Annotated in this window: 24 protein-coding genes, 1 other RNA gene and 1 pseudogene; 8 read left to right on the forward strand and 18 right to left on the reverse strand. The window is 42.0% G+C overall.

Annotated features, from left to right (window positions below):
* Nucleotides 1-64: 64 nt before the first annotated feature.
* Nucleotides 65-429, reverse strand: an RNA gene (gene rnpB / locus B2R65_RS10205) — RNase P RNA component class A.
* A 43-nt stretch (nt 430-472) separates the two neighbouring features.
* Nucleotides 473-1,330, reverse strand: coding sequence for a 16S rRNA (cytidine(1402)-2'-O)-methyltransferase (gene rsmI, locus B2R65_RS10210; protein WP_286742310.1), 858 nt, complete (start codon nt 1,328-1,330; stop codon nt 473-475).
* A 61-nt stretch (nt 1,331-1,391) separates the two neighbouring features.
* On the opposite strand from rsmI, the gene B2R65_RS10215 reads away from it, so the two are divergent.
* From B2R65_RS10215 to dolP, 4 genes are all read left to right on the forward strand, one after another.
* Nucleotides 1,392-3,275, forward strand: coding sequence for a penicillin-binding protein activator (locus tag B2R65_RS10215; protein WP_286742314.1), 1,884 nt, complete (start codon nt 1,392-1,394; stop codon nt 3,273-3,275).
* Nucleotides 3,276-3,287: 12 nt separating this feature from the next.
* Nucleotides 3,288-3,659 carry a YraN family protein gene (locus tag B2R65_RS10220; RefSeq protein ID WP_004589112.1) on the forward strand — a complete coding sequence of 124 codons (372 nt, stop codon included), beginning with the start codon at nt 3,288-3,290 and terminating at the stop codon, nt 3,657-3,659.
* A gap of 68 nt (nt 3,660-3,727) precedes the next feature.
* Complete coding sequence (locus tag B2R65_RS10225) at nt 3,728-4,321, forward strand: SIS domain-containing protein (RefSeq protein WP_004589111.1); 594 nt, start codon at nt 3,728-3,730, stop codon at nt 4,319-4,321.
* Entirely contained in the window at nt 4,314-4,880 is a 567-nt protein-coding gene (gene dolP / locus B2R65_RS10230) for a division/outer membrane stress-associated lipid-binding lipoprotein (RefSeq protein WP_138577850.1), read from the forward strand. The genes B2R65_RS10225 and dolP overlap by 8 nt, the downstream gene beginning before the upstream one ends.
* Nucleotides 4,881-4,950: 70 nt before the next feature.
* On the opposite strand, the gene B2R65_RS10235 is transcribed toward dolP, so the two are convergent.
* From B2R65_RS10235 to B2R65_RS19555, 9 genes and pseudogenes are all read right to left on the reverse strand, one after another.
* Nucleotides 4,951-5,388: a ClpXP protease specificity-enhancing factor gene (locus B2R65_RS10235; protein ID WP_004589109.1), complete on the reverse strand. Its 438-nt coding sequence runs from the start codon at nt 5,386-5,388 to the stop codon at nt 4,951-4,953.
* Nucleotides 5,388-6,014 (reverse strand): stringent starvation protein SspA, encoded by a 627-nt coding sequence (sspA, locus tag B2R65_RS10240; RefSeq protein ID WP_273611644.1) that lies wholly within the window; start codon nt 6,012-6,014, stop codon nt 5,388-5,390. Before sspA ends, B2R65_RS10235 begins: the two co-directional genes overlap by 1 nt.
* 80 nt (nt 6,015-6,094) lie before the next feature.
* Nucleotides 6,095-6,844: a cytochrome c1 gene (locus B2R65_RS10245; protein ID WP_024033324.1), complete on the reverse strand. Its 750-nt coding sequence runs from the start codon at nt 6,842-6,844 to the stop codon at nt 6,095-6,097.
* Entirely contained in the window at nt 6,841-8,106 is a 1,266-nt protein-coding gene (locus tag B2R65_RS10250) for a cytochrome b (RefSeq protein WP_004589106.1), read from the reverse strand. Before B2R65_RS10250 ends, B2R65_RS10245 begins: the two co-directional genes overlap by 4 nt.
* On the reverse strand, nt 8,106-8,696 hold the full coding sequence (gene petA, locus B2R65_RS10255) for a ubiquinol-cytochrome c reductase iron-sulfur subunit (protein WP_004589105.1): 591 nt from the start codon (nt 8,694-8,696) through the stop codon (nt 8,106-8,108). The genes B2R65_RS10250 and petA overlap by 1 nt, the downstream gene beginning before the upstream one ends.
* Before the next feature lie 555 nt (nt 8,697-9,251).
* Nucleotides 9,252-9,644: a 30S ribosomal protein S9 gene (gene rpsI / locus B2R65_RS10260; protein ID WP_024600778.1), complete on the reverse strand. Its 393-nt coding sequence runs from the start codon at nt 9,642-9,644 to the stop codon at nt 9,252-9,254.
* Between the two features lie 8 nt (nt 9,645-9,652).
* Nucleotides 9,653-10,081, reverse strand: coding sequence for a 50S ribosomal protein L13 (gene rplM / locus B2R65_RS10265; RefSeq protein ID WP_004589103.1), 429 nt, complete (start codon nt 10,079-10,081; stop codon nt 9,653-9,655).
* Between the two features lie 285 nt (nt 10,082-10,366).
* On the reverse strand, nt 10,367-11,455 hold the full coding sequence (zapE, locus tag B2R65_RS10270) for a cell division protein ZapE (protein ID WP_024033326.1): 1,089 nt from the start codon (nt 11,453-11,455) through the stop codon (nt 10,367-10,369).
* Nucleotides 11,456-11,550: 95 nt separating this feature from the next.
* Nucleotides 11,551-11,679: pseudogene (locus tag B2R65_RS19555) on the reverse strand (hypothetical protein); the annotation flags it as partial.
* On the opposite strand from B2R65_RS19555, the gene B2R65_RS10275 reads away from it, so the two are divergent.
* The 3 genes from B2R65_RS10275 to B2R65_RS10285 all read left to right on the forward strand — a co-directional run bounded on the left by B2R65_RS10275 (nt 11,624) and on the right by B2R65_RS10285 (nt 14,719).
* Nucleotides 11,624-12,034, forward strand: coding sequence for a Z-ring associated ZapG family protein (locus B2R65_RS10275; protein ID WP_223230608.1), 411 nt, complete (start codon nt 11,624-11,626; stop codon nt 12,032-12,034). The pseudogene B2R65_RS19555 and the gene B2R65_RS10275 overlap by 56 nt on opposite strands.
* A 149-nt stretch (nt 12,035-12,183) precedes the next feature.
* A complete protein-coding gene (locus tag B2R65_RS10280) occupies nt 12,184-13,536 on the forward strand; it encodes a Do family serine endopeptidase (RefSeq protein WP_004589100.1) in 1,353 nt (450 codons plus the stop codon).
* Nucleotides 13,537-13,636: 100 nt separating this feature from the next.
* Entirely contained in the window at nt 13,637-14,719 is a 1,083-nt protein-coding gene (locus tag B2R65_RS10285) for a trypsin-like peptidase domain-containing protein (protein WP_264390548.1), read from the forward strand.
* A 147-nt stretch (nt 14,720-14,866) separates the two neighbouring features.
* Here B2R65_RS10285 and murA read toward each other — a convergent pair whose 3' ends face one another.
* The 7 genes from murA to B2R65_RS10320 are packed head-to-tail and all read right to left on the reverse strand — an operon-like array spanning nt 14,867 to nt 19,519.
* A complete protein-coding gene (gene murA / locus B2R65_RS10290; protein WP_004589098.1) occupies nt 14,867-16,126 on the reverse strand; it encodes a UDP-N-acetylglucosamine 1-carboxyvinyltransferase in 1,260 nt (419 codons plus the stop codon).
* 13 nt (nt 16,127-16,139) lie between these two features.
* Entirely contained in the window at nt 16,140-16,397 is a 258-nt protein-coding gene (locus B2R65_RS10295) for a BolA family protein (RefSeq protein ID WP_004589097.1), read from the reverse strand.
* Nucleotides 16,398-16,402: 5 nt separating this feature from the next.
* Nucleotides 16,403-16,696, reverse strand: coding sequence for an STAS domain-containing protein (locus B2R65_RS10300; RefSeq protein ID WP_138577852.1), 294 nt, complete (start codon nt 16,694-16,696; stop codon nt 16,403-16,405).
* Nucleotides 16,689-17,369, reverse strand: coding sequence for an MlaC/ttg2D family ABC transporter substrate-binding protein (locus B2R65_RS10305; RefSeq protein WP_138577854.1), 681 nt, complete (start codon nt 17,367-17,369; stop codon nt 16,689-16,691). The genes B2R65_RS10300 and B2R65_RS10305 overlap by 8 nt, the downstream gene beginning before the upstream one ends.
* 5 nt (nt 17,370-17,374) lie before the next feature.
* On the reverse strand, nt 17,375-17,923 hold the full coding sequence (mlaD, locus tag B2R65_RS10310) for an outer membrane lipid asymmetry maintenance protein MlaD (RefSeq protein ID WP_004589094.1): 549 nt from the start codon (nt 17,921-17,923) through the stop codon (nt 17,375-17,377).
* Nucleotides 17,924-17,936: 13 nt separating this feature from the next.
* Nucleotides 17,937-18,716 (reverse strand): lipid asymmetry maintenance ABC transporter permease subunit MlaE, encoded by a 780-nt coding sequence (mlaE, locus tag B2R65_RS10315; RefSeq protein ID WP_024033330.1) that lies wholly within the window; start codon nt 18,714-18,716, stop codon nt 17,937-17,939.
* On the reverse strand, nt 18,716-19,519 hold the full coding sequence (locus tag B2R65_RS10320) for an ATP-binding cassette domain-containing protein (RefSeq protein WP_004589092.1): 804 nt from the start codon (nt 19,517-19,519) through the stop codon (nt 18,716-18,718). Before B2R65_RS10320 ends, mlaE begins: the two co-directional genes overlap by 1 nt.
* A 254-nt stretch (nt 19,520-19,773) precedes the next feature.
* Here B2R65_RS10320 and B2R65_RS10325 point away from each other — a divergent pair, with 254 nt between their 5' ends.
* Entirely contained in the window at nt 19,774-20,742 is a 969-nt protein-coding gene (locus B2R65_RS10325; RefSeq protein ID WP_004589091.1) for a calcium/sodium antiporter, read from the forward strand.
* Nucleotide 20,743: the final 1 nt, after the last annotated feature.

Genomic DNA, 20,743 nt, shown 5'->3' on the forward strand with positions numbered 1-20,743 from the left:
GTACTTCATCAAATTTTAGGCACAAAAAAGCCCGCAGCGTTAACTGCGGGCTTTTTTGTTGAATGAGTGAGTTAGCCATATAAGCCGGGTTCTGTCCTTTCCGAAGAAAGTGATAATCATTCGTCTAGGCCATAAATCGCTCTATGGCTCAAGCAACCTACCCGGTTCCAACGTGGGCCACGCCATAAGGAACCCTATTTGGTCTTGCTCCGAGTGGAGTTTACCTTGCAACCAACTGTTACCAGTGGCCCGGTGCGCTCTTACCGCACCCTTTCACCCTTACCAACCCGAGGGTTGGCGGTCTCCTCTCTGCTGCACTTGTCGTGGGCTCACGCCCCCCAGCCGTTAGCTGGCACTCTGCCCTGTGGAGCCCGGACTTTCCTCCCCCTGATCATTTTCGTCACAGGCAGCGATTATCTTGGCTAACTCGGCGCGCAGTATACATGAGCTGTGCCTTGTACGCAGTAAAGATTTACTCTTTTTCGTCAATAATTGTTTTATACAGGGCGTTTTTCTTCATTCCAAAGTATTCAGCAACAATACCACAGGCTTTTTTCATCGGCATTTCGCTTTCAAGTAGCGCCAGCATTTTACGCGCCTCTGGCGGTATATCATCTACTTGCTTGGGTTTACCTGGCAACATGAGCACTATTTCGCCGCGTTGCTTGGTTGGGTCATCAGTTAAAAACTGCTTTAACTCACTTACGCTACCATTAAAAAAGGTTTCAAAGGTTTTAGTAAGCTCTTTTGCAAAAACCACTTGTTGCTCACAACCTAAGGCCGCTTCTAAATCATCTAGGCTTGCCATAATACGGTGGGTGCTTTCGTACATTATGCTGGTAATGCTTGAGTTTACAGCTTCTATGAAAAAATCTTGGCGGGCTTTACTTTTAGCCGGTGTAAAGCCAATAAACTGAAAACGATCTGTTGGCAGGCCTGAGCAACACACTGCAGTAATAGCAGCACACGCGCCGGGCACGGGTGTTACATGCGCGCCTTGCTCGCGGCACAGGTTTACTACGGCATAACCTGGGTCGCTTATCAACGGCGTGCCGGCATCTGAAACTAGCGCGATATTTTTGCCTTCGTTTAGCCAATCAATAATCTGCTGCGCTTTTTGTTTTTCGTTATGGTCATGTAATGCAAAGGTTTTAGCCTTTATACCAAAATGGCTTAGTAGCTTACCGGTGTGGCGCGTGTCTTCAGCAGCGATTAAGTCAACTTGCGATAATGTCGCGATGGCACGCTGGCTTAAGTCGTCAAAATTGCCAATTGGGGTGGCAACAATGTAAAGAGTGCCAATTTTCGGTGAATTCTCCTCATTTAACATTGAGGTCTCCTGCGTCAGTCAGTAATATAAGCAAATCGCGTTAACGTATTGGGAAATCATTGTGCGACTTAAACTTGTTAGTCTATTAATTATATTGTCAGGGTTATCGGCCTGTAGCACAACCGAAAAACCAACTAAAAATAGCGATAGCATTAACACCAGTGCGAATGCGCTGCAAAATCAAGCAACCAGTGCCGATGCTATTTATAAATTAGCGCTTAATCGTACCGGTGCCGACAAAATTCAATTGCTTTATAGTGCGCGTGATGCGGCTATTTCGGAGCAAAGCTGGCCGTTACTTGAAAACATTTGTAATGAGCTTGAGCAAACCCCAAGTGTAGATAAAATTCAAAACCGCTTATACATTGCTTATGCACAAAAGCAGCAAAATAAAAACGACCAAGCGCTCGTTATTTTGCAATCGCTCGATGGCCAACTTAAACAGCCTGAACACTTTGCTTGGCATCAATATTTAACTGCTAGCATATATGCATCGCAAAACTTTCCTAAGCGCGCCGCTCCTTATTTTTTTAGAGCCTCAGAAACTGCGAATAAAAACAATATTGAGATCCCTGCTCTGCAAAGTGCGCTGTGGGATAACTTAACAAAGCTGTCTTCTTATGCGCTGGAGCGCTTTAATCGTGGCTCTGTTATTCAACAAGGTTGGACTAACTTAGCTTTGTACCACCAGGTATATGCAAATAGCGGTGTAGAGCTTGACCAAGCCATCAATAATTGGCGCCGTCGCTACCCTGGGCACCCAGCCGTAGCTATTTTACCCGAGCAAGATGAAGCCCTAGCCGACCTAGCACCAGTTAATATAGAGCGTTTAGCTGTACTTTTACCGCAATCAGGCGCAAATGAGCGTTTAGGTGACGCCCTAAAGGCCGGCATTTTGGCAGGGCTTGATAAGCAAACTATTAGCGACACTGTTTTTATAGATGAGAACCTTGCAACCCAAGTGCTAAGCGAGCAGCTGAGCCAATTTAATCCAGACTTTGTGATTGGGCCATTATTAAAAGCGAATATAGATAAACTTGCACAAGCTAAAACACTTATTGATACCCCAACATTACACTTAAATACATTTGATGGTGAGCGACTCTCGCTGCAACATTACTTTTTTGCTTTAAACCCTGAGCATGAAGTGCAGCAAGCGCTGGAGCACTTTTTAGCTAAAGGTTATCAAAAGCCTATGTTATTAGCGCCTAATAATGCCAATGGTCAGCGTTTGGTTGATTACTTTAATATTCAGTGGCAGCGCTATAGCGAAACAAAACCGCAAATTGGGTTTTATAACGATAACAAAGACATGCCAAACACAATTACAAGCTTGTTAGAGGTTGATAAATCTAAGCAGCGTATTAAAACGGTTAAGTCTTTATTTAAACAAGAAGTAGAAAGTGAAACCCGCTCTCGTAGCGATATTGATGCGATTTACATTTTAGGCGACGCTATAGAAACACGCCTGATAAAACCTTATTTAGATGTAAATGTAAGTACTTTTGCACAGCGGATCCCGCTTTATGCCAGCTCTAAAAGCCATAGTAAACAAATAGATCGCACCGATAAAGGCGATTTAGAAGGGCTTTACTTTACAGAGCTTCCGTGGATGCTTAATACGACAGTTAAACAACATAACTTACGCAATCAATACAACACGCTGTGGCCTGAAAATGCCGATATAAGCCAACGCCTATTTGCCATGGCTTACGATGCCGTGTCGGTGCTAAGCGACATTAGGCAATTGAGTGTAATGCCCGGTAATAAGTTTACAGGTTTAAGTGGAAAGCTTTCGGTAAATACAAGCGGACACATAGAGCGTACGCTTGATTGGGCACAATACACAAATAGACGCATAAAAGCCGTACAGCTAGAAACAAAGCAGCCCGTGCCTTTATTTATGCAATCAGCCAACGAAAGCACTACGCTTACGTTTGATTAATCTGGAGCGGCTATGTCGTGGTTTAAAGAGCTGTGGCAAAATAGCCGAGAAAAAGGCCAGTACTATGAACGCCAAGCAGAAAAATACTTAACCCGTGAAGGGCTTACGCCTATTGAGCGTAATTATTACTGCCCCTTTGGTGAGCTTGATGTGATTATGAAACACGGCGATACGCTTGTATTTGTAGAAGTCAAGTTTCGTAAAAACAATGCGAGAGGCGGTGCAAATTATGCCCTTGGCGCACAAAAACAAGCACGACTAAAACGCACTATTTATCACTACTTGGCAGCAAAAAACTTAACTAATCAGCCTATAAGAGTCGACTATGTTGCCATTACAGGTGAAGGCTCTGGCAATATAAATTGGATCAAAAGCGTACTTTAACACCACGCAAACAGATTAGTAAAACGCCCAGCAACAAACAAAAATGACGAATAAATTATTGGTAGTCTATGCAAGATACAATTAAAGAAATTTTTACAGAAAGCATTCAAGTACAAATAGCAGCAGGCGAAGTACTGCCAAGCGCACTAGAGTCTGCGGCATTTACCATTGCACAAAGTTTAATTAATGGTAACAAACTCCTTTGCTGTGGCACGGCAAACTGCCATATGCTAGCGCAGCACATGGCCGGCGTATTAGTTAATCACTACGAAACAGAGCGCCCCTGTTTACCTGCTATTGCGCTATCTCAAGAAAACATCAATTTAGGGCAAAGTAGCCAAGTAGATGAGCATGATACCTTTGCTCGCCAAGTACGTGCCTTTGCACAGCAAGGCGATTTACTGCTTGCGTTAGCAATTAATGGCAACGAAAAACATATTATTTCTGCTGTAGAAGCGGCACTTACTAAAGATATGAAGGTCATAGTGATGGTAGGTGACGATGGTGGAGAACTCGTTGGCTTATTAGGCCCTAATGATGTAGAAATTCGTACGCCTTCTAAGCGCCCTAGCCGCATTATTGAATCTCACTTAGTTAACTTACATTGCTTAAGTGAACTGGTTGATTTAACTCTTTTCCCGCAGGATGAAAATTATGTTTAAACGCTCTCTTATTGTTTTAGGTACTGTTGTTTTGCTGCAAGGCTGTGCAGCCGCAGTGGTTGCAGGAACAGCTGGTGCAGTAACAGCAGCAAATGATCGCCGCACCATTGGCTCGCAAATAGACGACAATAATATAGAAATTAAAGCCAGTATTGCGCTTAGTGAAGTTGAACGACTAGAAAAGTTCGCCAATGTAGACGCTATAAGCGTTAATGGCATTGTTTTACTGGTAGGTCAGGTTGCCAATCAAGAAATGAAAGACCAAGCTCAGCAGAGCATTGAGGGGCTCTCAGGTATACGTAAAATACATAACCAAATTAGAATTGGCTCAAATATTGGAATTACCACACAAACGCACGACTCGTGGCTAACCTCTAAAGTAAAAGCGCAGCTTTTAACAGCTAAAAATATACCGAGTAATAATATTAAAGTAGTGACCGAAAACGCTGAAGTATTTTTAATGGGATTAGTATCTGAATCTGAGTCTAACCAAGCGGTTAACATTGCACGCAATGTATCGGGTGTAGAGCGCGTTATTAAAGTGTTTGAATATTTATAAAATACATAAAAAGCCCTTTATGAGGCACATAAAAAAACCGCTTAATTAGCGGTTTTTTTGTATTTAAGCGTTACTTGATGACGCGTAAATGTGAGCCTTTTTTCTTTTCTGGCTTTTCTGGCGGGGTTTCATCAATAATCTCATCTGATGTTTCCACACTTTCAAGGTCAGGTGCAAAATCGTCTTCGTCCTCTAAAAACTCATCTGCAGTAAAGACTGTTCCTTCGCCATTTTCACGCGCATAAATAGCAAGCACCGCACCTAAAGGCACATATACTTGCATTGGCTGTCCGCCAAAGCGCGCATTAAAGCTTAGTTGTTCCATATCTAACGAAAACCCAGTAACGGCAGAAGGGCTAATATTAAGCACTATTTGGCCATCTTGTACAAACTGCGTAGGCACTTGTACTGCTGGGTACTGCGCATCAACCACTAAATGTGGTGTGCAGTCGTTATCTACGATCCAATCAAAAAAAGCACGTAGTAAATAAGGACGATTAGGCGTCATTATAAACGGATCTCACGCTCTGCTTCAGTTAAAGAAGCTTGGAATGACTCACGCTCAAATAAGCGGATCATGTACTCTTTTAGCTCTTTAGCGCCAGAGCCATTAAGCTCAATACCAAACTCTGGTAAACGCCATAATAGTGGTGCTAAATAACAATCTACTAAGCTAAACTCTTCACTCATAAAGTATGGAGCTTCGTTAAAGATTGGTGCAATTGCAAGTAACGCTTCAGTTAACTCTTTACGAGCTTGTGCAGCACCTGCTGTATTGTTAATGATTTTTTCAGCAAGGCTGTACCAATCAGTATCAATACGGTGCATCATTAAACGGCTACGACCACGCATTACCGGATACACAGGCATTAGTGGAGGGTGAGGGAAACGTTCATCAAGGTATTCCATGATGATGTTTGCCTGATATAAGCCAAGCTCACGGTCAATCAGTGTGGGTACTGTACCGTAAGGGTTAATTTCGTGAAGTGCCTCTGGCAAGTTATCCTTTTCAGCCAAATGAATATCTACACTTACACCTTTTTCTGCAAGTACAATACGTACTTGGTGGCTATACATACAGTTAGCACCAGAAAAAAGGGTCATTACAGGGCGCTTATTGGCAGCTACGGCCATGCCTATACCTCCATTAAATAACTAAAACAGCAATAGGGGCTTAAGCCCCTATTGCAAAATTACCTTGTAAAATGCTCAAATTAATGAACATCTCTCCAGTATTCTTTCTTAAGCATAAATGCCAAGATAAACAGGATAACTAAAAATCCAATTACCTTAATACCTAACGCTTCTGACTCAAGGCGTGTAGGTTCACCTACATACTCTAAGAAATTCGTTAAATCACGAACCGCTTGATCGTATTCATCAACGCTTAATTCGCCCTTACCATCTGTTTCAGTACCAACAACTTTAGTCACTGTTTGACCATGTTGTTCAACTTCTTCAATGATAGGTGTTGGTAGCCCTTGTAGTTCTTGAAGAACATGCGGCATACCCACCGATGGGAATAACGTATTATTTACGCCAAACGGGCGAGATTCATCTTTGTAAAACGACTTTAAGTAAGTGTAAATCCAATCACTGCCGCGCACACGCGCCACATTGGTTAGATCCGGCGGAGCCGCACCAAACCATTTAGCAGCATCTTCTTTTGCAATAGCGTTAAGAATATGGCCACCTACTTTTGAACCATCAAAAATCAATTGCTCTTTGCCAAGCTCGGTTGGAATACCAATATCACGGAAAGTACGTTCATAACGTTGATACTGCATTTGGTGACAACCAAGACAGTAGTTCATGAACAACTTTGCGCCGCGCTGCAAAGAAGGCTGATCAGATATATCGTTACCCGCTTCCATAAGAGGAACCGAAGGACCCGCAGCCATAACCATGTTAGGCAGCAAGTTTACTGATAAAGCAAATACACCAATAAGTAGCTTTTTCATCATTTCGTTAACCTCTCAGGCAATGGCTTAGTTTTTTCATTCTTACTGTATATAAATAACAGTACGAAGAACATAAAGTAAGTCACAGTACAGATTTGAGAAATTATCGTTTTCATATCAGTTTGTGGAGTTGCACCCACCCAACCTAAAAGAACGAAAGTTACAACAAAACCTGCAATGTTCCATTTGTGGAAACCACAACGGTAACGAACCGATTTAACACGACCACGGTCAATCCACGGTAACAATGCGAGTACCACAATTGACGCACCCATTGCCGCAACACCGATAAGCTTATCAGGGATTGCACGTAAGATTGCATAGAATGGCGTAAAGTACCAAACTGGGAAAATGTGCTCTGGCGTTTTAAGTGGGTTTGCTGCTTCAAAGTTTGGCGCTTCTAGGAAGAAACCATTCATCGCAGGCATAAAGAATACAACCCAACAGAACAAGATTAAGAAACCAACCACGCCCACAATATCTTTTACTGTGTAGTACGGGTGGAACGGTATCGCATCAACAATGTCTTTTTTGTCGGTGTAATACTCATGGAATTTAAATTTAGACTTATCTTCTTCAGCCACAGTGCCTTTTTTGCGTTTTATTTCAACACCGTCAGGGTTGTTAGAGCCCACTTCGTGCAGCGCAACAATGTGTAAGAACACTAAAATTACAATAACCAATGGTAGTGCAATAACGTGTAATGCAAAGAAGCGGTTAAGCGTTGCACCCGATATTACGTAGTCACCACGGATCCAAAGTGTTAAGTCGTCACCAATTACCGGAATAGCCCCGAATAACGAAATGATTACCTGCGCACCCCAGAACGACATTTGACCCCATGGTAGTAAGTAACCCATGAAGGCTTCAGCCATTAATGCTAAGAAAATAAACATACCGAATAACCACAGTAATTCACGTGGTTTTTGGTAAGAGCCGTAGATCATGCCACGGAACATATGCATATAAACAACGATGAAAAACGCAGATGCACCCGTTGAGTGTAAATAACGTAATAACCAACCGTATTCAACATCACGCATGATGTACTCTACTGATGCGAAAGCGCCTTCAGAAGAGGGAACAAAGTTCATCGTTAACCAAATACCAGTAAGTATTTGGTTTACTAGTACTAACATGGCTAGCGAGCCAAAAAAGTACCAGAAGTTAAAGTTTTTAGGTGCTGGATACTGTGCAATGTGCATGTTCCAAACACGTGTCATTGGGATACGGTCGTCAATCCAACTAACAATTTTACCAAACATTAGGCTACCCCTTTTTCTTCGCCCACTAAAATAGTGGTTTCATCAAGAAAAGTATAAGGTGGTACTTCTAAGTTCAATGGTGCAGGAACTGATTGAAATACTCGCCCAGCCATATCAAATTTAGAACCGTGACATGGACAGTAAAAACCATCATCTGTCCCTTCAACTTTTTCACTAAAGTTACCTTGGAAAAAGCCTGGAGAACACCCTAAATGCGTACAAATACCAACAGCGACAAAAATCTCTGGGCGTAATGAACGGTAATCATTTGTTGATGATTCTAGTTGTTGTGGCTCTTGCGATTGCGGATCACGAAGTTGACCTTCATGTTCTTTCATCTGCTCAAGCATTTTAGGGGTACGTGATACAACCCATACAGGTTTACCACGCCACTCGACACGTATTAATTGTCCTGGCTCAAGTTTGCTGATATCTACTTCTACAGGCGCACCCGCAGATTTAGCTCGCTCACTTGGATTCCAAGACGCAATAAAAGGAACAGCAGCCCCAGCCGCACCAACACCACCTACAACAGAGGTAGCTATGGTTAAAAAGCGACGTCGGCCATTGTCTACAGGCGCATTGCTCATCCACTTATCTCCACTATGATTCTCAACACTTGCTATATTGAGAACATCAGTTACAGCAGGTTAATTTTTCGAAATTTTTAAAATAGAAGCGATCATAATTAAAACCCTTGATTAAAACAAGGTTATTCACAGCCTCACGCTCGAATAACCCGACTTGATCAATAGTTTGATAAAGTAAGCTCGAGAATAAAGCCGAATGACTATAATAGCGCTTCTGTAAAAACAATATACTGACCAAGATCAACCCCACTACGAGGAAACAGATAAACTGTACATGGTGATGTTGAACTTGCTCATACTACTTGCCAGCCAATTGTAGCAAAAAATTCCACCAATTAACTGATGGATTTACACTAATTGCGATAATTATTTAACTTTTTTGCAGCGAAATGGGTATTTTAAAGCTTTCGTACATTAAATACGCAGCATTTATAAAATATGATCAGCGCCTAGCCTTAAAAAAGCGGGCTTGAGGTAGGTAAGTACTTAAATTTTAATGCCAAAAACAAAAAACCCAGCATAAGCTGGGTTTTTGAATTCTTGATAACGTAAAAATTAACGTTTTGAGAACTGTGGACGCTTACGCGCTTTCTTAAGACCCACTTTCTTACGTTCAACTTTACGTGCATCACGTGTAACAAAACCTGCTTTACGAAGTTGTGGACGTAATGACTCGTCAAACTCCATAAGTGCACGAGTGATACCGTGACGGATAGCACCAGCTTGACCAGTTGTACCACCACCGGCAACGGTGATGTGAAGGTCAAATTTTTCAGTCATGTCAACAAGCTCAAGAGCTTGACGAACAACCATGCGTGCTGTTTCGCGACCAAAGTACTCTTCTAAAGAGCGCTTGTTGATTACGATGTTACCAGTGCCTGGGCGTAAGAATACGCGAGCACTTGAACTTTTACGACGACCTGTACCGTAGTATTGATTTGCCATGATAGTGCTCCTTAAATGTCTAGAACCTGAGGCTGTTGTGCAGCATGGTTGTGCTCAGTACCTGCGTAAACTTTAAGTTTACGGTACATAGCGCGGCCTAAAGGACCACGTGGCAACATGCCTTTAACAGCTTTTTCGATGATCATTTCAGGCTTTGCAGCTTGAAGTTTATCAAAAGTAGTAGACTTAAGACCACCTGGGAAACCAGTATGAGCGTAGTACACTTTATCTTTGAATTTGTTACCAGTTACAGTAACTTTCTCAGCGTTGATAACGATGATGTAATCACCAGTATCTACGTGTGGAGTGTATTCAGCTTTGTGCTTACCGCGTAGGCGATGAGCGATTTCAGTAGCGATGCGACCTAAAGTTTTACCTTCAGCGTCAACTACGTACCAGTCACGTTTTACTGTTTCTGGTTTAGCAACAAACGTTTTCATTTATAAAAATCCAATGTTTTTCAATTAAAACCACAGGCAGTTATTATTAACTACCGCTCTAAGTATGCTATAACCCCTTCGAGTTTTAGACTTTAGCGCCGCTCACAAGTGGCTAAACTATATGAGGACATAGAACGCAACGTGGCAGACGCGGGAGTATACCAGCACTTAAAACACATTGCTACCGAGCGGTTGTTTTTTCCACAAGAAAATTACAAAAATTTATGCATTTATATAAAAACAACAATAAGGCCACTTTAAAGAGTCGATACAGTCGTATTAGCGCTATGCTAAATGCTCTTTTGCTAAATACTCTAAAGACTGCATTTCTTGCAGGCGGCTAATGCAGCGCTTAAATTCAAAGTTAAGATTACCTTGGGTATAAAGCTGCGTGATCGGTTTTTCAGCCGAAATGATTAATGTTACATGTCGCTCGTAAAACTCATCCACTAAAGCGATAAAGCGCCTAGCTGCATCATCATTATTTTGTCCAAGCTGTTTAACATTAGAAATAATAACAGTGTTATATAAGCGGCTAATTTCCATGTAGTCGACTTGGCTACGTGCGGTTTCGCACAATTCGCTAAATTCAAACATCACTACACACTTAGCCACTTTGCGTGTGTTGATTAAGCGCCCTTCTATTTCTATGGGTTGATCAAGCTCCCCCGCCTCTGGCGATAGCTTATCAAAATATTCAAATAAGTTTTTATCGGCTTGCTCATCTAACGGGCTGTGAAATATTTCGGCTTGCTCAAGTGTACGCAAGCGATAATCAATACCAGAGTCTACATTTACTATTTCTGTGTTCGCTTTTACCAGTTCAATGGCCGGAATAAAACGCGCACGCTGTAAGCCGTTTTTATATAAATCATCAGGTACTATATTAGAGGTAGCGACTAATACTATATTGCGTGCAAATAATGCCTGCATTAAGCCGCCGAGTAACATGGCATCTGTAATATCTTGAACAAAGAATTCATCAAAACAAATAATATCGGTTTCGGCTTTAAATATGTCGGCAACAATTTCCAGTGGATTGCTTTTATTATTTAGCTTTTTTAGTTCATCGTGAACTCGGTGCATAAAGCGATGAAAATGCACACGCATTTTACGCTCACCTGGCAGCGCTTCGTAAAAGGTATCTACTAAATAGGTTTTACCACGCCCTACACCACCCCAAAAATAAAGCCCTTTAATTGGCTCAGGTTCGCTTTTATTAAACAACTTTGCAAAAAAGCCTTGTTGCTGTGGTTTTTTATTTGTGAGGTCATCGTATAAACGTTGTAAATGGCGCACTGCATTTTCTTGTGCTTGGTCATGTACAAAGTCATCGCGCTTAAGATCTTGCTGGTAAGTTTGCCAAGGAGTCATATCTAATTACATTTTAAACACAGTTTAATTTGCACAACATATTAACACGCATCTTAACTCGGGGTATATTACCCACAGGATGATTTATATTTGAATCAGGCATTATTAGATATTTTTTCCCAAAGGGGTAAAGTTATGGGCACAGTTACGTGGGTAGGTTTAATTATTATTACTGCTGTAGTGGCATTTTTTGTTGGTGCATTCGTTACTAAAAAGCAATTTAAGCAAGATGAATTAAAAGAACAAGCCGAGCAAGCACAAAACGCGCTTGAGCAGTATCGCCAAGATGTGGCCGATCATTTAGCAAGCACAGGTAAGCTTGTGAATAAAATGAAAGAAAACTACGACCAACTACTCAGCCATGTTGAAGAAACCAATCAACTCTTACTTGATGATAAAAACAAAGCACCTAGCGAGCCGTTTTTCTCTAAAGAAACAACAGAGCAATTACAAGCATCTTTAAAAGAGCGCGAGGTTGACCGTTCATCTGCACAAGCACAACCTGCCGATTACGTCTCGGGTGAGTCTGGTTTATTTGCAGGGCAAAATGGCGATACAAAACCTGCAAAAGCCTCTTAACACACTGAGCACGCTAAAATGTTAGTGCTATCTTGAGGAACTTTTTTTTGACCCCATAGTCTTTAAATGTAACAGCTTTATATTTAAATTCGAAAAGGCTGCTTATGCAGCCTTTTTGCTTTTCCTGTGATGTGGAGTACACCCTGACTATGAAAATGAAATTATCACTTATTAGTGCTGCAATCTTATCTACAAGCTTATTACTAAGCCCAATGGCCTCTTATGCAAAACTGCCTATTGCAGTTAACGGCCAACAATTACCCACACTTGCGCCTATGCTTGAGCAAATTACCCCTGGCGTTGTGAGCATTCAGGTTTCTGGCTCAAAAGAAGTGCGCCGCCGTGCAGACCCGCTTGAATACTTTTTTGGTAACCCTCAGCCACGTAGTCAAAAGCGCCAATTTAGTGGTTTAGGCTCAGGGGTTATTATTGATGCCGACGAAGGCTATGTAGTAACAAATAACCACGTAATTCAAGATGCCGAAAAAATGGTGGTAACGCTAGAAGACGGCCGTGAATTTGAAGCCACCAAAATTGGTACCGATAAAGAGTCTGATATTGCGCTATTACAAATAGATGCAGATGACTTAACCGAAGTTAAACTGGCAAATTCAGATAAATTGCGTGTTGGCGACTTTGCAGTAGCAATTGGTAATCCATTTGGTTTAAGCCATACAGTAACCTCGGGCATTGTAAGTGCATTAGGGCGTAGTGGTTTAAATATTGAAGGCTATGAAGACTTTATTCAAACCGATGCAGCTATTAACCAAGGTAACTCAGGAGGCGCTTTAGTTAACCTAAATGGTGAACTTATTGGTATTAATACTGCTATTTTAGGTGCCTCGGGCGGAAATGTTGGTATTGGCTTTGCCATTCCATCAAATATGATGAAAAACTTAGTTGACCAAATTATCGAACATGGCGAAGTTCGCCGTGGCTCACTGGGTATTTCTGGCCGCCCACTTGATGCAGGCCTTGCAAAAGCACAGCAACTTGACGTTAAACAAGGTGCTTACGTTATGCAAGTAATGGATGATACCGCAGCAAGCAAAGCAGGTATTAAAGCTGGCGATGTTATTATTAGTATTAATGGCAGCGATATTAGTGGCTTCCACGAGCTGCGCAGTAAAATAGCAACGTTAGGTGAAGGACGCGAAGTTAAATTAGGTATTTACCGCGATGGCAAAGTAAAAACCATTAAAGTAACGCTTGATGGTGCATCGGGTGTAACCGCCGCAGGCGATGAACTGCATCCTGCATTCCAAGGTGCGACGCTTGAAAACGTGCAAAAAAATGGCACTAAAGGTATTGAAGTCGCCACAGTAGATCCGCGCTCTCCTTCTGCACGTGTTGGTCTTGAAGAAGGTGATGTGATTGTTCAAGTTAACCGCCAACGTGTAGAAAACATTCGTCAAATGAACAAAATTATCGAAGATACCCAAGGTAATATTGTGCTTGGCGTTAAACGTGGCAGAGAGTCTATCTTTGTACTTATCCAATAAGTAACACGTTATAAATAAGCAATAAAAATAACAGCAGCACTTGCCGCTGTTATTTTTTTTGTGCCATCATAAAGAATTGCTCACTAACAATAAGAATCTCGTGCTGAAATTACTAAAATTTGTACTTCCCCCTTTGTTTGTCGGTTTAGGTATCGCTTTTTTAGTGGTTTTTTTCAGCCCTAATATGCGCGCCTCTTTACTCCCTAATGTTCCCTTGCCCAGTGCTATGAGCTCAAATCACCTTAGTTTTGCTGACGCAGTTAAACGTGCTGCACCGTCGGTAGTAACTATTTTTTCAGAAAGCATTTCTAAAGAGCCTCGCTATAAGCAACAAAACACCGTTCAAGAGCTTGGCTCTGGCGTAATTATGGCGCAAGACGGCTACATATTAACTAACTACCACGTTATAAATAATGCAGATCAAATCTTGGTTATTTTAACCGATGGCCGACGCTTTTTTGATGTGCAGTTAATTGGCTTTGACACCATTACCGATTTAGCCTTATTGAAAATTAACGCCGACCACCTGCCGGTGATCCCCGTAAACGATAATTACACCACCAGTGTAGGTGATGTAGTGCTGGCCATTGGTAACCCACTCAATTTAGGGCAAACCATCACCCAAGGTATAATTAGTGCCACCGGTAAACAAAAAATTACCGATAGCCCTTATAACAACTTACTGCAAATGGATGCTGCTATAAATGTAGGTAACTCTGGCGGTGCTTTGGTTAATTCAAATGGGGACTTAGTAGGGATCACGTCTGCGCAATTTAAAACCCGTGAAAACCTAAATATCCAAGGAATCTTTTTTGCTGTTCCTTATTCGCTCGCTAAAGAAGTAATGGCAAAGCTAATACGCCATGGCCGTGTAGTACGTGGCTATTTAGGCTTTGAAGGCACCGCTGTAGATAGCACGGGCAAAGAGGTAAACGACAGCCTTACTGAGGTTGCTGGTATGCGCATCACCAATTTAGACCCATTAGGCCCTGCATGGCAAGCTGGCATTGAAGAGCAAGACATCGTTATTAAAATTGCAGGGTTAAGTGTCGCCAACCCGCAAAAAGTACTCGAAAAAATAGGCAATACACAGCCCGGTAAAGAAATAGAATTTGAGCTGTACCGAAACGGTAAAGTAGAAAAAATAATGGTTACAGTTGCAGAGCTCGAAACTAAACTCTAACCAAAATGGCAATAAAAAGGTCGGATAACAATACGCGTATCCGACCTTTTTTTATGTCTAAAGTAAACTGTGTTTAACTCAGCGCGCTTAATTTAGGAGCAAGTGTGCTCTCACCTCAAAGCGAATAAATATTATTGCGAATGGGTATTAGCTACTTCTGCGCTTAATATTGGCACCTAAGCCACTGAGTTTATCTTCAATGCGTTGATAGCCTCGGTCTACGTGGTAAATACGATCGACTACCGTTTCACCTTGCGCCACAATACCGGTTAAAATTAAGCTTGCAGAGGCGCGTAAATCGGTTGCCATTACTTGTGCGCCACTTAAACTTTGCGTTTCACCACAAATAGCGGTGTGCCCTTCTAAACGAATATTAGCGCCCATGCGTTGTAACTCTGGTACGTGCATAAAGCGGTTTTCAAAAATGGTTTCGGTAATTGTTGCACTACCATTAGCCACTACATTTAACGCGGTGAACTGCGCTTGCATGTCGGTTGGAAAACCAGGGTGTGGCATGGTTTTAATATTAACGGCTTTGAGCTCACGATTACGCATATCTAAATAAATGCTGTCATCGTTTACTTCAACTAATGCATTCGCGGCACGTAATTTTTCAATAACAGGCTCAAGTGAATGAAAATCTGTTTTTTTACAAAGTACTTCGCCTGCAGCCATCGCTGCTGCAACTAAAAAAGTGCCCGTTTCAATGCGGTCAGGTAAAATGCTGTGCTCACAGCCGCCTAAACGCTCTACGCCATCAATTTCTATACGGCTTGTACCCGCACCAGTAATTTTTGCACCCATAGCAATTAGGCAATTGGCAAGGTCAATAATTTCGGGCTCGCGAGCTGCGTTTTCAAGCACCGTTTTACCATCAGCAAGTGCTGCGGCCATTAGTAAGTTTTCGGTTGCGCCAACACTGACCATTTCCATGAAAATTTCAGCGCCTTTAAGGCGGCCTTCTACCTTTGCATTGATATAACCGTTTTCAACGTTTATTTGTGCGCCCATGCGCTCTAAACCTTGAATATGTATATCAACCGGACGTGCACCTATAGCACAGCCACCAGGTAGCGATACCTGCGCCTCACCAAAACGCGCCACTAAAGGCCCTAGAGCCAAAACAGAGGCACGCATTTGCTTAACTAAATCATAAGGAGCAAGCGTTTTATTAACGGTTGCGCCATCAATATACAGTGTATCGCCTTGCCAATTTACAGTTGCGCCTAAGGTGCTTAAAAGCGCCTCAGTGGTCACAATATCGCGAAGGCGAGGAACATTCGTAAATGTACTTTTACCATCGGCAAGCAGTGCGGCAAACAAAATTGGTAATGCGGCATTTTTAGCGCCAGAAATAGTTACTTCACCCGCAAGTGAAGTGCCACCTTGAATTACAAACTGATCCATTAAGAGGCCTTAACTATTGAGGTAAAATAAATTTTTGTTCACGCTTCCACTCAGTTGGCGTAAATGCACGAATTGATACAGCGTGAATTGTACCGTCTGAAATAGTATTCATTAATGGGCCATAAACTAGCTGTTGCTTTTTAACGCGGCTTAAACCGTCAAAGCACTCACCTACTGCAATTACTTCATAATGGCTACCATTGGCTTTTACTTTTACTTCAGATAATTGAAGTTCGTCGCGTAATAATGTTTCGACTTGGCTAGTTTCCATAACTCTCACTCAAATAAAGTTGTTACCTGACCCAACAGCATTAAATTTTGCAATTGCTCAGGTGGATTTTGCAATTCAAGGCGTGTGCCTTGTTGCTTAAATTCAGCAAAAGAGTGAATTAACCAAGCTAAGCCCGCTGTGTCAACCCTCATTACCTCACAAAGGTCAAAATAGATGGTTTTATGCTTACTTAATGACTTGGCGTTCAGAAGCTGTTCATTGCCAATTGAGCTGCGGGTAAGTTCACCACTTACCCTATAGTGCTGCTCATCTACTTGGCTAATTGCCAATTTAGTCATTGCTGTTGTTGCCTCTAAATTGCACAGGTAACTGGCTCTTTTGCTCTAGTAATTTGCTTACGTGTGCAATACCTTGCTGGCGTAAAATACCTTGTAGCTCACTTTGTTTTGCATCGAGTAAGCTAATTCCTTCTGCAATCATATCGTATGCGCGCCACTCGCCGCTGCGATCTTCACGCACTTTAAAATCAATTTTTATGTCAGGCTTGCCATCTTCTGTAATTTTAGTTTTTACTACAACTACATCTTTGCCTTTAAATGGTTGCTCTGCGCCAAATTCTACATGTTGGTCAGTGTATTGAGTAAATACCCCCGCGTAAGTAGCAACTAAATAGGCTCTAAACGCGCCAATAAATTCTTGGATGTCTTTAATTGCTTCGGCTTTTTCGGCTTCATCGGTAATTGCACGCACTTTAGACACTTCACTACCCAACACACGAAGTGCTGCATATTTGTAGTCTATGTAAGGCATCAGCTCTTCTTCTACAATAACACGAAGGTGCTCTTTATCTTTAGTGATAAGCGGTTGATCTTTTTTAATGCGCTCAAATGTATGCTCTGCTACCTGACGCACCATTTTGTTAGGATCTGTCAGTTTAACTTCGGCTGCGCTAACACTTTGCACAGCTAGGGTTGCACCAAGTGCAATAACGGCTAAAAACTGTTTCAACATAATAATTACTCACTACCTTGGTTGAATAAAAACTGCCCAATTAACTCTTCTAAAACAAGTGCAGACTTAGTATCTGTGATTGAATCACCATCACCTAACGCTTTGCTCTCTACGCCAAATAACTCATCGATTGCTTGATCTTGTGCGTTTTCGGTCACTGTTTCACCTAAACAGCGCTGCTCTGCTGCATTAGGAGAAATAACAGGGTGAATACCTAAGTACTGCTCCCCTAAAATACCCGATGTTAAAATTGAGATTGAGCTAGTGTCTGAAAAACGACATAAATACTGTGCATCTATCGTCATATTTACCACAGGCAAAAACTCCTGTGGGTGTACATAAATAGATTCAACACGGCCAATCACTACACCGCCTACTTTTACCGGTGCACGCGCTTTAAGTGAGCCGATATTTTCAAACTTTGCATTTAGCGTGTAGGTTTCGCCCGACCCGCTAATACCCGAATTAGCCACTTTAAGTGCTAACATTGCAAACGCTAAAATGCCTAATGCGACAAAAAAGCCAACTAAAATCTCTAATTTCCGTGAATTCATTATCTATACCCTATTAGCTGGTAAACATTACCGCTGTCAAAATAAAGTCAAACCCTAATACTGCCAGTGATGAGTGTACGACTGTTTCTGTTGTTGCTTTACTGATCCCTTCTGAGGTTGGGATACAGTCGTAGCCCTTATAAAGCGCAATCCAGGTCACTACCATGGCAAATACAAAACTTTTTATCATGCCGTTTAATACATCTTCTTGAAACGATACTTGCGATTGCATTATCGACCAAAAGCTGCCGGTATCTACGCCTAACCAATCAACCCCAACTAAATGAGCACCGATAATGGCAACCGCAGAAAAAATAAGTGCAAGCAATGGCATACTAATAAAACCTGCCCAAAAGCGCGGTGCAATAATGCGCTTGAGAGGGTCAATGGCCATCATTTCTAGTGAAGAGAGTTGCTCGGTGGCTTTCATTAAACCTATTTCTGCCGTTAGCGCACTTCCAGCGCGCCCAGCAAATAATAGCGCTGTAACCACAGGGCCTAGTTCGCGTAATAAACTAAGCGCAACTAATGGGCCTAGGCTGTCTTCGGCGCCATAGCCAACCAATACAGTGTAACCTTGCAGCGCAAGCACCATACCAATAAACAAACCCGACACCATAATAATTAATAATGATTGCGAACCAACCATATAAAGTTGGCGCACTAACAGCGGTGTGCCTTTTTTAAAGTTAGGTACATTCCACAATGCATTAAAAAGCATGTTGGCAGAGCGCCCTAATGCAGCAAAACGCCCCAGCGTTTTATGACCTAACTTTTGAAATAAATCCAACATTAAGCGTTTTCTCCTAACAGCTCATCAGCATACGTTTGTGCAGGATAATGAAATGGCACAGGCCCATCCGATAACCCTTTTAAAAACTGCTGTACTAATGGAGATTCATGATTACGCATTTCATCCGGTGTCCCTGCCCCTATTACGCCTTGATCGGCAATAATAATAACGTGATCGGCAATACTCATTACCTCCGTCACATCGTGGGTTACAATAAGGGATGATAAACCTAGCACTTCATTTAACGACTTAATAAGCTTTACCAATACACCCATAGATATTGGGTCTTGGCCGGCAAAAGGCTCATCATACATAATAAGTTCTGGGTCCAGTGCAATAGCACGTGCAAGTGCTGCTCGTCTGGCCATACCGCCAGAAAGCTCAGAAGGCATTAAATCTTTAGCACCGCGTAAACCCACCGCTTGCAGTTTCATTAATACGACTAGTTTAATTAACGCTTCACTTAACTTGGTGTGCTCTCGCAGAGGAAATGCAATGTTGTCAAATACCGACATATCAGTAAATAACGCACCGCTTTGAAACAGCATGCTCATTTTGGTTCGTGCCGCATATAACTCTTTGCGCGACATACTAGGAATACTGCCACCTTCGAATAAAATATCGCCGGCGTCAGGCTTAAGCTGCCCACCAATTAAGCGTAGCATTGTGGTTTTGCCAATTCCGCTTGGCCCCATAATCGCTGTTATCTTACCTTTAGGAACACTAAAACTCATATTTTTATATATGGTTCTATCGCCTCGCGAAAAGCTAACATCCTTGACTTCTACTATTGATTGCGACAAGTCGCTCTCCGTAACAATGTTCACTCGTGCTCCTATTTTAAGGGTTTTTTAGCCAAGATGGAAAAAACAATTCGTAAGATTTTGTAATACGCCTACAAAAAGCGCTCTAAGGCTGAAGTAAATTGCCTTAACCTTTGCTTAAGCGCATAAAATTCACGCACTGCAATAGTAGACCCTGCTCTTTTGCTTATACTTTCATGTTGGCTTTTGTTACTATTCGCGCCATCTGTATTTTGAACATCTGGCTTAACATAATGGTTACCTCGTTTGTTATTTTAATTCTTGGTTTTGCTGCACTTGTGTGGAGCGCCGACCGATTTGTATACGGTGCGGCAGCGCTTGCTAAAAACTTTGGAGTCCCTACTTTAATTGTTGGCTTAACGGTTGTTGCTATGGGTTCTTCGGCCCCTGAAATGATGGTATCGGCCTCGGCTGCTTTGGCAAATAAAACCGACACAGCGGTTGGTAACGCGGTAGGTTCAAATATAACAAACATCTTACTTGTGTTAGGTATTACTGCGCTGCTACGCCCTTTGAGTGTGTCATCAAGCACTTTAAAACGCGAAATGCCGCTTGTTATGCTGGTATCCTTGGCTACGTGGTATGTATTTTCAGACAACTACTTCTCGCTCACCGAAGGGGTGGCGTTGCTAGTCGCATTTGCTGTATTTATTGGCGGTTTGATTGTGGTTTCTTTGCGCGCAAAAAATCAAGATGACCCTTTCGTTTCAGAAGCCTGCGATGAGGTTCCTAACGATGTACCAACTAAGAAAGCCGTTTTATGGCTAATTGTCGGCATGGTTTTATTACCTGTTAGCTCACACTTTTTAGTTGGTTCAGCAGTCGATATTGCTAAATACTTTGGTTTAAGCGACTTAGTAATTGGCTTAACCATTATTGCCATTGGCACAAGTTTACCTGAACTTGCAGCTTCTGTAGCGGGTGTACTTAAAAACGAAGATGATTTAGCCCTAGGTAATATTGTGGGCTCAAATATATTTAATATTTTAGCGGTATTACCACTTGCAGGTATTATTAACCCATCAGTGGTTGACCCGTCACTTGCAAACCGCGACATACTTATTATGTTAGGTGCTACGCTTGCGCTTATTATTATGTCATTGAACTTTAGAGGTTCTCAGCGTATCAATAGAGTAGAAGGTGGCCTATTACTCATCGCATTTTTGGCGTACCAAGGTTATATTTTTAGTCAAGTAGGGTAAC

The sequence above is a fragment of the Pseudoalteromonas sp. UBA2102 genome, assembly GCF_002331165.1.
Classification (GTDB): Bacteria; Pseudomonadota; Gammaproteobacteria; order Enterobacterales; family Alteromonadaceae; genus Pseudoalteromonas; species Pseudoalteromonas atlantica.